The organism is Streptacidiphilus sp. PB12-B1b (assembly GCF_014084125.1).
In the GTDB taxonomy this organism is placed as follows: Bacteria; Actinomycetota; Actinomycetes; order Streptomycetales; family Streptomycetaceae; genus Streptacidiphilus.
In genome coordinates this window covers 5,423,316-5,437,899 of sequence record NZ_CP048405.1, presented here as the reverse complement: position 1 = coordinate 5,437,899, position 14,584 = coordinate 5,423,316, and the positions used below count along the sequence as shown (strand labels likewise).

Here is a 14,584-nt window from a genome sequence, read left to right as displayed (position 1 = left end):
CATGCTGAACGACATTCGGCGCGAAGCCATCACGATGATGCCCGGAGGCATCCGGGTCCCCCTGCGCCACCTGTGTCGGGAACCGGACGGAACGACGGGCCCGGCGGCGGGCGCGTCGGTCGGTGCCGCCGCGGGCCTGGACGAGGACCTGCTGAGCCGTCTGCTGCTGGTTCAGCTGGAGGGCGCCGGGCAGTTGTCCGCTGCGGCTCCCGCCCTGCTCCCCGGATCCGGACTGCGGCGCTGGCTGGACGAATCCGTGCGACGGCTGCGCGTTCGCGGACTCCTGCAGGGCTCCCCCTCACGGCCGACCCCGGCGGTGCCGGTGAACAGCTCAGCCGCGTGGTCGGAATGGGAGGACCACGGCGCCGGTCTGCAGGGCGATGCCGCTCTGCGAGCGCAGTTCACGCTGCTCGACGCCACACTGCGGGCGCTGCCGGGCATCCTGCGCGGCGAACTGCTCGCCACCGATGTCATGTTCCCGAACTCGTCGATGGAGCTGGTCGAGCGCATCTACCGGGACAACCCCGTCTCCGACTGTTTCAACGGGATCCTGGCGGACGCCGCGGCCGCCGTGGTGCGGGAGATCGTGCGCGCCGACCCGGCCGCCCGCGTCCGCATCCTGGAGATCGGCGCGGGCACCGGCGGTGGGAGCGTCACCGTCCTCGACAGGCTGGAGCCCTTCGCGGCGCACGTCGAGACGTACTCCTACACCGATCTGTCGAAGTCCTTCCTGATGTACGCGGAGCAGGAGTACGGGCCGCGCTACCCCTATCTGGACTACCGGTTGTTCAACGTCGAGGCGCCGCCGGCGGCGCAGGGCATAGCACCCGGTTCCTATGACCTCGTCCTGGCCACCAACGTGCTGCACGCCACGAGGGACATCCGCCGGACACTGCGCAACGCCAAGAGCGCGCTCAAGCAGCACGGTGTCCTGCTCGCCAATGAGCTGTCCATCCACTCGCTCTTCACACATCTGACGTTCGGCCTCCTCGAAGGGTGGTGGCTGTACGAGGACGACGAGCTGCGCATGCCGGGCGGTCCCGGCCTCTCCCCGGAGTCCTGGGAGGAGGCGCTCGAGGACGAGGGATTCGGCTCCGTGTCCTTCCCGGCGCGGCGGCTGCACGGGCTGGGCTACCAGGTGATCGCCGCAGACAGCGACGGCCTCGTCCGGCAGGAGGTCCAGGAGGTCCAGGAGGCTCAGGAGGCCGCAGCCCCGGCGGCGGCAGCGGTCGTCGACGCCCCCGGCCGGTGGGAGGCCCCGGCGCCCCCGGCGGCTGCGGCCTCCGGCGAGATGCTGGAACAGCACGTCAAGGAGACGGTGTTCGAGCAGCTGAGACTGTCCTTGAAGATCGACCAGACGCAGATCGCCGCGGACGACGCCTTCATGGACTTCGGCGTCGATTCGATCATCGGGGTGCGGCTGATCCAGGAGATCAACCGCGCGCTCGGCACCGACCTCTCCACCACCGACCTCTTCGACCACGGCTCCGTCAGCAGGCTGACGCGGCACATCGTCGACGACCACGACCACGCCCTCCGGAGCGGGGCGGCCGCCCCGCTGCCCGCCGGGCGGCCGGGCGCTCCCGAGGAGCAAGCGTCGCCTCCGGTCGCGTCCCGCCGGACCACCGGGCTTGACGTCGGGCGGACCGTCGCAGCCGCTCCGTCCAGGGAACCCATCGCCGTCGTGGGCATGAGCGGCAGGTTCGGCGGCTCGGCAGACGTCCAGCAGCTCTGGGACCACCTCGCGCAGGGCCACGACCTCACCGAGCAGGTCACCCGCTGGGACCTGTCGCGCTACCGCCCGGCCGATGCTCAGAGCTGCGAACGCGGCAGTTTCATCGACGGAATCGACCGCTTCGACCCGTCCTTCTTCAACATCTCGGGCGTCGAGGCCGTCTACATGGACCCGCAGCAGCGGCTCTTCCTTGAGGAGTCGTGGAAGGCGCTGGAAGACGCCGGCCACGCGGGCTCCGACACCCGGGGGCGGCGCGTCGGCGTGTACGTCGGCTGCCAGGAGAGCGGATACGCGCAGCTGTTCGGCGCCGAGGCGCCTCCGCAGTCCATGTGGGGCAACGCGCTGTCGGCGATGCCGGCGCGCATCTCGTATCACCTCGACCTTCAGGGCCCGGCGATCGCGGTCGACACGGCCTGCTCCAGTTCGCTCGTCGCCATCCACCTCGCCTGCCAGGGGCTGTGGGGCGGTGAGACCGAGATGGCCCTGGCGGGCGGCGTCTCCGTCCAGTGCACGCCTCAGTTCTACCTGCTGGCGGGCCGCGCGGGCATGCTCTCCCCGAGCGGCCGCTGCCACACCTTCGACGACCGGGCCGACGGCTTCGTGCCCGGCGAGGGCGTCGGAGTCCTCGTCCTCAAGCGGCTCAGCGACGCGCTCGCCGACGGCGACCACATCCGCGGCGTCATCAGCGGCTCCGGAATCAACCAGGACGGCGCGTCGAACGGGATCACCGCGCCGAGCGCCGCGTCCCAGGAGCGGCTGGAGACCTCGGTCTACGACGCCTTCGGGATCCGCCCCGACGACATCCAGATGGTGGAGGCGCACGGCACGGGCACCAAGCTCGGTGACCCGATCGAATACCAGGCGCTGAAACGGTCCTTCCGCCGGTACACGGACCGTCGGGACTACTGCGCCCTGGGCTCGGTCAAGTCCAACCTCGGCCACACCGTCACCGCCGCCGGCGTCGCCGGAGCCGTCAAGGTCCTGCTCTCGCTCGAGCACCGGAGCATCCCCCCTCGATCCACTTCGAGCGGGCGAACGCGCACATCGACATGTCCGACAGCCCCTTCTACGTGAACACGGTGAACCGCCCCTGGACTGCCGGGAACGACGGCACACGACGTGCCGCGGTCAGCTCCTTCGGAGTCAGCGGGACCAATGCCCACATCGTGTTCGAGGAGGCTCCGGGCGCGGTCCGCCGCTCCACCGCACCCACCGCCCACCTGGTCACCCTGTCCGCGGCCACCGCCGGGCAACTCGTCGAGCAGGCCGAGCGCCTGCTCGAGCACTGCGAGCAGCGGCCCGAGCTGGACGCGGGCGACATCGCCTTCACCCTGCTCCTCGGCCGCAGGCACCTCGCGCACCGGTTGGCCTGGGTCGTCCGCGACCGCGGGGAACTGGTCCAGAGCCTGCGCAGCTGGCTCGACCGGGGGCAGAACCCCCGGGTGTGCGCCGGCGAGGTCCCCGCTCAGGGGCTCGACGAGCGTGCCGCACTGCGGAACCTCGGCAACGATTGCGTCCGGCAGGCCGCCACCGACCCGGAATCCCGCGCCGAACTGCTGTGGACCGTCGCGGAGCTCCACGTCCAGGGCTACGGCCTGGACCACGCCGCCCTGTTCGCCGCGGACCGCCCCACCCGCGTCCCGCTGCCGACGTACCCGTTCGCCCGCGATCGGTACTGGGTGCCCGAACAGCGGGCGCTCGCTCCGGCCCGCCCCGGCACGGCCGAGCCGCACCCGCTGCTGCACGAGGACGTCTCGGACTTCGGCGCTCGGCGTTACCGCACCCGGTTCACCGGTGAGGAGCACTTCCTCACCGACCACGTGGTCAAGGGCCGGAAAGTACTGCCCGGCGTCGCCTGCCTGGAGATGGCACGGGCCGCCGCCGCCCTGACCCTGGGGGCGTTCGAGCACGGTGGCGGCGGCGACGGCATCGCCCTGCGCAACGTCGTGTGGGCGCGGCCGGTGGTCGTGGACGCCGAGCCCGTCACCCTCGTCACATCCCTCGCGCCCGGGGGCCCCGACGAGGCCCACTACGAGATCACCGGCATGGCCGGCGCGGAGCCCGGCGCCGACCCGGTGGTTCACAGCCAGGGCCAGGTGGTGCGGCGGACAGCGGAGCCGGAGCTGCTCGACGTGTCGGCCCTCCGGACCGCGTGCGACCAGGGGGAGCTGACCGCGGCCCAGCTGTACCGGGCGTACGAGGCGATCGGCTTCGACTACGGCCCCTCGCACCGCGGCCTGGAGCGGTTGCACGTCGGCCGCGGCCAGGTCCTGGCCCGGCTGGTACTGCCGGACTCGGTGCGCGCCGCGCGCGACGCGTTCGTCCTGCACCCGAGCCTGCTCGACGCGACCCTGCAGGCGTCACTCGGTATCGGTCTCGCGTCCGGAACGGCCGCCGCACTCGATGTGACCGGAATGAAGCCCTCCCTGCCGTTCGCCCTGGACGAGCTCGACGTACTCGGCACCTGCCCGGAGGCGATGTGGGCCTGGATCCGCTCCAGCGCGGGCTCCCGGGCGGACGGTGCGGTCTTCAAACTCGACATCGACCTCTGCGACGACCGGGGACGGGTGTGCGTCCGGATCCGCGGCATGTCCTACCGCGTCCTGGCTGGTGAGGTCGGCGGGACCGGGCAGGACGCGGTGTCCTGCGTCAGCTTCCTGCCGGTGTGGCGGGAGGCCGTCCCCGGCTGCCCGGACACCGGGCCGCCGGAACCCGTCGTGCTGCTGCCCGACCAGCCCGCCCTCGGCGAGATCCTCGCCCGGCAGGACCCGGCGGCGCGGCTGCTGGAACTGACCTCCGTCGCACCCGGGATCGCGGAACGGTTCACCGAGTACACCGTCCAGGCGCTCGACCACCTGCGGCGTCTGCTGGCCGACGGCGTGCGGCACGGTGTCTGCGTGCAGCTCGTGGTCCCCGACCGGACCGGGCTCGGCACCACCCGCGGCCTGCTCGGGCTGCTGAAGTCGGCGCAGGCGGAGGCGCCCGGGCTGCTGCCGCAGGTCCTGCTCGTCGACCCTGCCGAGACCGCCGAGCAGCTGATGTCCCGGCTCGTCGCCGGCCGCCGGTACCCCCACGAGTCCTGCCTGCGGTTCCGGGGCGACCGCGTCGAGGCCCTGGCCTGGCGCGAGGCCGACACGCCCGCGGAAGTCCGAGTGCCCTGGCGCAGTGGCGGGGTCTATCTCGTCACGGGCGGGCTGGGCGGCATCGGCACACTCGTCGCACAGGACATGGCCGCCGGGGTCCGCGACGTCAAGCTCGTCCTGGCGGGCCGCTCGCCACTCGGACCCGAACAGGAGTCCGTCCTCGACGCGCTGCGCAGCCGGGGAGCCGACGTCCGCTACGCACAGGTCGACGTCGCCCGGGCCGACGCGGTGCGCTCCCTGGTGGACGGCATCGTGCGGGAGCACGGCACCCTGCACGGCATCGTCCACGCGGCCGGGGTGCTGTGCGACGGCCTCGTGCGGGGCAAGACCGCCGAGGAGTGCCGCGCGGTTCTCGCACCCAAGGTCGCCGGGCTGGTGAACCTCGACGAGGCGGGCAAAGACCTGCCGCTGGACTTCATGGTGTCGTTCTCCGGCGCGGCAGGGGTGTTCGGCAACGCCGGGCAGAGCGACTATGCGGCGGCCAACGCGTTCCTGGACGCCTACACCCACCACCGGCGGCAGCTGGTCGCCCGCGGCGAGCGCTCCGGAGCCTCCGTCTCGGTCGACTGGCCGCTGTGGGCCGAGGGCGGGATGCGGATGGACCCCGGTACCCAGGCGATGATGAACGAGCGGCTGGGCATGGCACCCATGCCGACCACCGCGGGCATGGGGGCGCTGTACGCCGCGCTGGAGGCGCCGCTCAGCCAGGTCCTGGTCGTGGCGGGCGACGCCGACCGGATCAGGCGCACCGTGCTGGGCGGGCCCGCGGCGCCGGAGGCGCCCAGGCCGGCGAAGGGAGTCGAGGCCGACGCGGCGTCCGCCGCCTTGGTCGCGCACCTCCGGAGGACGTTGAGCGAGGTGATCCAGGTGCCCGGCCACCGGATCGACCCGGCGGCACCCTTCGAGCGGTTCGGCATCGACTCGGTGCTGGCGCTCTCGGTCACCAACCGGCTGGAGGCTGATTTCGGCTCGCTGTCGAAGACGCTGTTCTTCGAGTACCGGAACCTCGACGAGCTGAGCGGCTACTTCCTCCGCGCCCACCCGGACGCGGTACGGGCAGTCGTCGGCATCCACGGCGAGCCCGAACGGTCGGCCGTACCCGAGGCCGAAGACCGGGTCACCGCCAGGGCCGCCGACACACGGCCGGCGGCACCGACCGGGGTGCCGGCCGGGGCACCGACACCGGCCGGGCCGGTGCGGCCCACGAGCCGCGAGGGTGCGATCGCCGTGATCGGACTCGCCGGCCGCTATCCCGGCGCGAAGGACCTGGACGGGTTCTGGGAGAACCTGGTCGCCGGAACGGACTGCGTGACGGAGGTGCCCCGGGACCGCTGGGAGCACAGCCGCTACTACGACCCCGACCGGAACCGGCCCGGAAGCACCCCCACCAAGTGGGGCGGATTCCTCGACGGGGTAGCCGATTTCGACGCACTGTTCTTCAACGTCTCACCGCGCGAGGCCGCGATCATGGATCCGCAGACGCGCCTGTTCCTGGAGTGCGTCTGGACCCTGCTGGAGAGCTCCGGCTACCCCCGGGACCGGCTGCGCGACGTGCACGGGAGCCGGGTCGGCGTCTACGTCGGCGCGATGTACCAGCAGTACCAGCTGCTGGCGTCCGACATCGTGCACGAGTCCATCACCTCGGTGCTGAGCTACAGCGCCATCGCCAACCGGGTGTCGCACTTCTTCGACCTGCAGGGGCCGAGCCTTGCGATCGACACCACCTGTTCCTCGTCGCTGGTCGCTGTCCACATGGCGTGCGAGGAACTGCGCCGGGGCGGCTGCGACATGATGATCGCCGGTGGCGTCAACCTCTCCCTGCACCCCAAGAAGTACCTGGGGCTGAGCCTGACCGGCCTGACCGGCAGCGACTCCGACAGCAGGGCCCTCCTCGACGGGGACGGCTTCATCCCCGCGGAGGGCGTCGGCGCGGTGCTGCTGAAACCGCTGTCCAAGGCCGTCGACGACGGGGACGAGATCCTCGCCGTGATCCGGTCGAGCGCGACCAACCACAAGGGCCGCACCAGCGGCCCCATGGTGCCCAGCCCGGAGCGGCAGGAGCGGCTGATCGAGGAGAACCTGGAGCGAGCGGGCGTCCACCCGCGCACGATCAGCTACGCCGAGGTGTCGGCCAACGGTTCCCAGATGGGCGACGCCATCGAGTTCGCGGCGCTGCGCGACTCCTTCGGCGAGCACACCCGGGACGAGCAGTTCTGTGCCGTCGGCACGGTCAAGTCCACGCTGGGCAACCTTGAGGCGGCCTCGGGCATAGCCCAGCTGACCAAGGTCGTCCTGCAGCTCGGGCACCGCCGACTCGTCCCGTTCGTCGGGCGCGGGCGGCTCAACCCGGGAGTGGAGCTCGCAGGCACCGCGTTCTATCTGCCGCAGGAGGCGGAGCCGTGGCGACGGCCCGTCGTGAACCTCGACGGCCAGGAGCGGGAGTACCCGCTACGGGCGACCATCAACTCCTTCGGAGCGGGCGGTTCCAACGCCCATCTGGTGGTGGAGGAGTACGTGGGGGAGCCGGTGGCCGAGGCCGCCGAACGGATGCCGCAGAACACGCCGCAGATCGTGGTCCTCTCCGCCCGCACCGAGGACCGGCTGAAAGCGTTAGCGAGCGGGCTGACGGAGTTCGTGCTCGCGCAGGCGGATCTGTCCCTGGCAGACCTCGCCCACACGCTGCAGCGCGGGCGCGAGGCGATGGACTCCCGGCTGGCGCTGGTGGCGGGGAACCCCAAGGAACTCGTCGCGGGCCTCGCCCACTACCTCGACGGTTCCGAGGAGACCGCCCCCGTGCCGCTGTTCACCGGCAACGCCGGGCGGGACGACTCGGATCTCGACCTGCTGCTGACCGGACGGGCCGGGGACGCGCTGGTCCGCGAGCTGCTGGCCGAGAACCACCTTGAGAAGCTGGCACTGTTGTGGGCGCGGGGCGGGAACGTCCCCTGGGGGTCGGTGCCGCGCGGCGACCGGACCCCGCGGATGCTCCGGTCGCTGCCGGCTTACCCCTTCGACCGGAAGCGGTACTGGGTGCCCCTGCCCCCGGGAGGGGATGCCACGACCGCGATCGCTGCTCCGGCGGCTGCTGCTCCGGCTGCTGCTCCTGTCGCCGGAGCAGCGGACCGGATCACGGTCGTCGTCGCCGAGTTGCTGGGGGTGCGGACGGAGGAACTCGACCCCGCGACGCCGCTGGAGGACTTCGGCTTCAGCTCGATCCACGCCACGCAGCTGCTGCAGGTGCTGCAGGCCGAGATCGACCCCACGGCCGATCTCGCCGCGCTGAGCGAGTGCCGGTCGACCCGGGACCTGGTGCGGCGCTTCGGGTCCGAGCTTGTCGCATCCGCCGGCGCCGGGCCGGTGCCCGCCGCCCCGGTGCGCATCCCGGAGGTCGTCCACCTCAATGCCGTACGCGAGGGCCGACCGGTCTTCTGGTTCCACGGCGGGCTCGGCGGGGTGGAGGTCTACGCCCCGATCACCGACAGCATCGAGCGTCCGTTCTACGGAATCCAGGCCCGCGGCTGGATGACCAACAGCGAACCGTTGCACGGGATCTCGGCTCTGGCGGTGCACTATGCGCAGATCATCCGCACGGTCCAGCCCGAGGGGCCCTACGACCTGGGCGGCTATTCGTTCGGCGGCCTGCTGGCCTACGAGGTGACGCGGCGGCTCCAGGAGCTGGGCGAGACGGTCGAGAGCATCGTCATGGTGGACACCTACGACGACAGCGTGGGGGATGTCACCATGTCGCGCACCGACATGTTGTTGCAGCAGGTCAACGCCCTATTGTTCGCCGCGTCCAAGCCGGCTCCGAAGGATTTCGCCGCCACGCTGGTGCCCAGCCGCGAAGTCGACTGGGACCAGGACGAGGACGACCTCCTCGACCAGATGCTCACGCTGGCGCGAAAGCGCGGCCTGAAAGGGGACACCCGGCTGCTGCGCACCCGGGTGCTGCGCAATCTGCGGGTCCAGGAAGCCTACGGACTACTGGACTACGACATCGCGCCGCTTCCCCGGCCGGAGTCGGTCACCTGCTTCTACTTCCGCAACCGGAGCGGCCTGTTCTACGGCGAACTGGAGCCCCTGTTCTCGACGCAGGAGGACGGCGCGGTCCTGGACCACGCCGTGTACTGGACCGAGTGGCAGCGGCAGCTGCCGAACTTCCACCAGGTCGACGTGGACTCGGCGAACCACTTCGTGATGCTCGGCGACCCAGCGGCGCTCACCACCGTGCGGTCCTTCTGCAAGCTGCTCTACTCAGGCAGGCGGGACAAGCGGCTCCCGGTGGCGAAGGCCTGGGTCACCCGCCACCAGAAGGTGCAGGACCGGAAGTGAACGCGGGAGGAGAACGCGGGGAGGACAGGGCAGGGCGGCTCGGCTGCGCGTCCTTCCGCAGGGACTTCGGCGTCGACTACGCCTATCTGTCGGGGTCGATGTACCGCGGTATCGCCTCGAAGGAGTTGGTGGTCGCCATGGGGCGGGCCGGCTTCATGGGCTTCCTGGGCGCCGCCGGCCTGAGCCCCGAGCGGGTGACGGACGATATCGCCCATATCCGGCGGCAGCTGGCGCCGCACCAGCCCTTCGGCGTCAATCTCCTGTGCGACCTCCAGTACCCGGCACGGGAGACGGCCAACGTCGACATGCTGCTCGCTCACGGTGTGCGCGTCATCGAGGCATCGGCCTTCATCAAGGTCACCCCGGCCCTGGTCCAGTTCCATCTGTCGGGCCTGCGGGCCCGGCCGGGAGGCGGGGTCGCCCGGGACACGCGGATCGTCGCCAAGGTCTCGCGGCCCGAGGTGGCCCGCGAGTTCATGCAGCCCGCGCCGCAGGACATCGTCGCGCAGCTGGTGGCCGAGGGCCGGGTCACCCGCGAGCAGGCCGCACTGGCCCGGGGCGTGCCGGTGGCGCAGGACCTCACCGTCGAAGCGGACTCGGGGGGCCACACCGACCGGGGCGTGTCCACCGTGCTGCTGCCGTCGATGCAGAGCCTGCGTCTGCACACGACGCGGGAGTTCGGCTACGGCGAGAAGATCCGGCTGGGGCTGGCCGGGGGGATCGGGACGCCGCACGCCGTCGCCGCCGCCTTCGCCCTGGGAGCCGACTACGTCATGACCGGTTCCATCAACCAGTGCACGGTCGAGGCCGGCATCAGTGACGTGGTGAAGGACCGGCTGCAGACCATCGACGTCCAGGACACCGACTACTGTCCGGCGGGCGACATGTTCGAGATCGGCGCCCAGGTCCAGGTGCTGAAGAAGGGCGGGCTGTTTCCCGCCCGGGCGAACCGGCTCCATGCGCTGTACCAGAGCTACGACTCGTGGGAGGAGATCCCGCAGGGGATTCGCCGGCAGATCCAGGACGCCTACTTCAAGAAGAGTGTCGACGAGGTCTGGCGGGAAACCTGCGAGCATCTGCGGAAGACGGGCCGGGAGTCGGAGATCGAGCGGGCCGAGCGCAGCCCGAAGCGGCGGATGGCGCTGATCTTCCGCTGGTACTACGGCTACAGCAGTCGACTGTCGTTCGTGGACAGCGAGTACGATCGGGCCAATGTCCAGATTCACACCGGGCCCGCCCTGGGGGCTTTCAATCAATGGGCCCGGGGCGCTCCGTGGGAGAGCTGGAGAAATCGGCATCCGGACCGGATGGCGTTGGCGCTGATGCGCGAGGCATCCTCGATTCTTTCGGACTATCGGCAGGCATTGGCGTAGATTTTCTGACATGATGCAGACGACACGCGCTCGCGGTCGTTGCGACCAGATCAGGAAGATGACGAGAAAGGATTACCCATGCGGACTTACGTCTTCCCCGGGCAGGGGGCGCAGCAGAAGGGAATGGGTGCTTCCCTTTTCGACGAATTCGAGGATCTCACCCGCTCGGCCGACTCGATCCTCGGCTACTCCATCAAGGACCTCTGCCTGGAGGACCCGGAGGGCCTGCTCGACCAGACGCAGTACACGCAGCCCGCGATGTATGTCGTCAACGCCCTGTCCTACTACCGGAAGCTGCGCGAGACCGGGCTGGTTCCGGACTTCTTAGCAGGTCACAGCCTTGGTGAGTACAACGCGTTGCTGGCGGCCGAGGTCTTCGACTTCGACACCGGCCTGCGGCTGGTGCGCAAGCGAGGAGAGCTGATGGGCCGGGCTTCGGGCGGCGGGATGGCTGCCGTGCTGAACGCCTCGGAGAAGGAGGTCCGGACCGTTCTCGCAGAGAACGGGCTCGACTCCGTCGATCTGGCGAACTTCAACACGCCGTCGCAGATCGTGATTTCTGGCCGGGCCGAGGACATCAAGGCCGCGATGCCGCTGTTCCAGACCGGGAAGCACCTGTTCATGCCGTTGCGGACGAGCGGGGCCTTTCACTCCCGATACATGGAGTCGGCCCGCGTGGAGTTCGGCGAGTTCCTGGCCGGGATATCCTTCTCGAAGCCGCGCATACCGGTGATCTCCAATGTGACCGCGAGGGTCTACGAGGACCACCTCGTCAGAGAGAGTCTGACGAAGCAGATGGTCCATGCCGTGCGCTGGTCCGACACGGTGGAGCACCTCCTCGGATATTCCGGAATGGAATTCGAGGAGATCGGCCACGGCACGGTTCTGACCAAATTGCTGAAAAAGATCCTCCGCGAACTCCCGAAGGTGAAGGACACTCCGGTCCGGGCCGTGCAGAAGTCGACCGAGAGTGCCGGAGAAATGGTCCGCGGGTGGAACGAGCGGTATGCGATCGGCGCTCGGTTCCGGTCCACCACCGGCGACTACGGGAACCTTGAGACCGCCACCGCGGCGACCGTTCTCTTTGGGCACCGCGCAGCCGTCTACATGCACGGTTATCGAGGATATTTCGATCTCCAGGAACTGGAGCCGGTCCCCGCTGCACGGTGAACCGGACCGAACCGAACCGCAAGCCACAGGGGAAGAACTGATGACGACCGTTGGAATCGAAGCACTCAACATCTTCGCCGGCACCTGCTATCTCGACGTGGAGAAGCTGGCGACCCATCGTGGGCTCGACACCGCGAGGTTCGCCAACCTCCTCATGAAGGAGAAGACCGTCGCGCTGCCCTATGAGGATCCGGTGACGTTCGGTGTCAACGCGGCCAAACCCCTGATCGACGCCCTGTCGCCCGAGGAGCGGGACTCCATCGAGCTGGTCATCACCGCGACCGAGTCGGCGTTCGACTTCGGCAAGTCGATGAGCACGTACTTCCACGACCTGCTCGGGCTGAACCGGAACTGCCGGCTCTTCGAGATCAAGAACGCGTGCTACTCGGGTGTCGCGGCGCTGCAGACAGCGGCGAACTTCATCCTGTCGGGGACATCACCGGGCGCGAAGGCACTGGTCATCGCCACCGACATCACGCGGTTCATGGTGGCGGACGGTGGCGACGCGCTCTCCGAGGACTGGTCCTTCGCCGAGCCGAGCGGCGGTGCCGGCGCTGTGGCGATGATCGTCAGCGACACCCCGCACGTCTTCCAGATCGATGTCGGTGCGAGCGGCTACCACGGCTACGAGGTGATGGACACCTGCCGTCCCCTGCCCGACAGCGAAGCGGGCAACGCGGACCTGTCCCTGCTGTCCTACCTCGACTGCTGCGAGAACTCCTTCCGCGAGTACCAACGGCGGGTCGGTGAGGTGGACTTCGTCTCGACCTTCGGTTACCTCGCGTTCCACACGCCCTTCGGCGGAATGATCAAGGGCGCGCACCGCAATCTGATGCGCAAGGTCGCCAAGGCGCGTCCGGCGGTCATCGAGGAGGACTTCCAGCGGCGCATGCACCCGGGCCTGACGTACTGCCAGCGCGTCGGGAACGTCATGGGTGCGACCACGATGCTGTCGCTGGCCAGCACCATCGACAACGCGGACCTCTCCAGCCCCCAGCGCATAGGCGTCTTCTCGTACGGCTCCGGCTGCTGCTCCGAGTTCTTCAGCGGCGTTTCCCGCCAGGAGAGCCAGGACCGCCTGCGCGGTCTCGGCATCGAGAAGCACCTCAGCAGCCGGTACGAGTTGACGATGCCGGAGTACGACTCGCTGCTGCAGGCCAATCACGCCGTGAAATTCGGCACCCGGAACGCGCTGCTGAACACCGGTATCGTTCCGCAGGCCCGGACCGCGCTCGGCCGGGAACTCCTGTTCCTGAAGCGGATCGACGAGTTCCACCGGGAGTACCAGTGGGTGTCCTGAACCCGGCGGGATACGAGACCATCAAGGTTCGCTTCGAGAACGAGATCTGCTTCCTCCAACTGCACCGGCCGGAGGCGGGCAACACCATCAACTCCCGCCTGGTCGAGGAGTGCGCCGACGTGGTGCGCTTCTCCGAGGAGCACGCCAAGATCCTCGTCCTGGAAGGCCTGCCCGAGGTGTTCTGCTGGGGCGCCGACTTCGGGGAGATCGCCGCGAGGGACGGGGACGGCGGGGCCGAGGGATCGCCTGCGGCGGCCCTGTACGATCTGTGGCTCTCGCTCGCTTTCGGATCGTTCGTCTCCGTGGCGCACGTGCGCGGCAAGGTGAACGCCGGGGGAGTGGGGTTCGTCGCCGCGTGCGACATCGTGGTGTGCGCGGACACGGTCATGTTCAGCCTGTCCGAGCTGCTCTTCGGGCTGATGCCGGCCTGTGTCCTGCCCTTCCTGATCAGGAAGGTCGGGCCGGCCAAGTCCAACTTCATCACACTGACGACCCAGCCGTTCACCGCCGAGCAGGCCGTGAACTGGCAACTCGTCGACGCCAGTGCGGACAACAGCGAGAACCTGCTGCGCCGACACATCCTACGGCTGCGTTATCTGCCCAAGACGGGAGTGACCCGCTACAAGAGATACCTGCGCGACCTCGACGACATTCTGCTCCCCTCCCGGGACAAGGCCCTGGCAGCCAACCGGGAGGTGTTCTCCGACGAGGAGAACCTGCGCAAGATCGAGCGCTACGTGGGCACCGGGCAGTTCCCCTGGGAAGGAGAATAGGAATGCAGAGCCCACCCGTGGAATACCGGGAGATCACCTCTTCCATCGTCCAGATCACGATGCAGGACCAGGTCCACAAGAACACCTTCTCCGATCAGCTCATCACCGGCCTGCAGGACGCCTTCGCGCGGGTCGGGGCGAACGACCGGTGCAAGGCGGTCGTTCTCACCGGCTACGGCAACTACTTCGCCAGTGGCGGAACCCAGGAAAGCCTGCTGCTGATCCAGGAGCGGCGTATCAGTTTCACCGATGCCGACATCTACGGCCTGGCGTTGGACTGCCCCGTTCCCGTCATCGCCGCGATGCAGGGCCACGGCATCGGCGGTGGCTTCGCCATGGGCATGTTCGCCGACTTCGTGATCCTCAGTCAGGAGAGCATCTACACCACGAACTTCATGAAGTACGGGTTCACTCCCGGTATGGGGGCGACCCTGGTCCTGCCCAGGAAGCTCGGCTTCAGCCTGGCCGGGGAGATGTTGCTCTCGGCGAAGACCTACTACGGCCACGAGCTGAAGGAACGAGGGGTGCCCTTCCCGGTCCTGCCGCGCGCCGAGGTTCTGCGCCACGCCGTCGAACTGGCCGAGACCCTCGCCGAGAAACCCAGGATCTCCCTGGTCACGCTCAAGAGTCATCTCGTGGCCGAACTCCGCGCCGAACTCCCGCACTACATCGCGCGCGAGGTGGCCATGCACGAGAAGACCTTCCACCAGCCCGAGGTCCGGGCCCTCATCACGTCCCACTACACAGGAGGCTGACCG

7 protein-coding genes are annotated in these 14,584 nt (G+C 69.3%); all 7 read left to right on the top strand.

Annotated features, from left to right (window positions below; genetic code table 11):
* Position 1: 1 nt before the first annotated feature.
* The 7 genes from GXW83_RS23735 to GXW83_RS23705 all read left to right on the top strand — a co-directional run bounded on the left by GXW83_RS23735 (position 2) and on the right by GXW83_RS23705 (position 14,581).
* Positions 2-2,809, top strand: a complete 2,808-nt coding sequence (locus GXW83_RS23735) for a beta-ketoacyl synthase N-terminal-like domain-containing protein (protein WP_182445078.1) — start codon at positions 2-4, stop codon at positions 2,807-2,809.
* Entirely contained in the window at positions 2,785-9,210 is a 6,426-nt protein-coding gene (locus GXW83_RS23730) for an SDR family NAD(P)-dependent oxidoreductase (protein ID WP_182445077.1), read from the top strand. Before GXW83_RS23735 ends, GXW83_RS23730 begins: the two co-directional genes overlap by 25 nt.
* Positions 9,207-10,583: a PfaD family polyunsaturated fatty acid/polyketide biosynthesis protein gene (locus tag GXW83_RS23725; RefSeq protein WP_182445076.1), complete on the top strand. Its 1,377-nt coding sequence runs from the start codon at positions 9,207-9,209 to the stop codon at positions 10,581-10,583. The genes GXW83_RS23730 and GXW83_RS23725 overlap by 4 nt, the downstream gene beginning before the upstream one ends.
* 78 nt (positions 10,584-10,661) lie before the next feature.
* Complete coding sequence (fabD, locus tag GXW83_RS23720; RefSeq protein WP_182445075.1) at positions 10,662-11,753, top strand: ACP S-malonyltransferase; 1,092 nt, start codon at positions 10,662-10,664, stop codon at positions 11,751-11,753.
* Positions 11,754-11,793: 40 nt separating this feature from the next.
* Positions 11,794-13,053, top strand: coding sequence for a hydroxymethylglutaryl-CoA synthase family protein (locus GXW83_RS23715; RefSeq protein WP_182445074.1), 1,260 nt, complete (start codon positions 11,794-11,796; stop codon positions 13,051-13,053).
* Entirely contained in the window at positions 13,041-13,826 is a 786-nt protein-coding gene (locus tag GXW83_RS23710; RefSeq protein WP_182445073.1) for an enoyl-CoA hydratase/isomerase, read from the top strand. The genes GXW83_RS23715 and GXW83_RS23710 overlap by 13 nt, the downstream gene beginning before the upstream one ends.
* A 2-nt stretch (positions 13,827-13,828) precedes the next feature.
* Positions 13,829-14,581: a polyketide synthase gene (locus GXW83_RS23705; RefSeq protein ID WP_182445072.1), complete on the top strand. Its 753-nt coding sequence runs from the start codon at positions 13,829-13,831 to the stop codon at positions 14,579-14,581.
* The last annotated feature ends 3 nt before the right edge of the window (positions 14,582-14,584 follow it).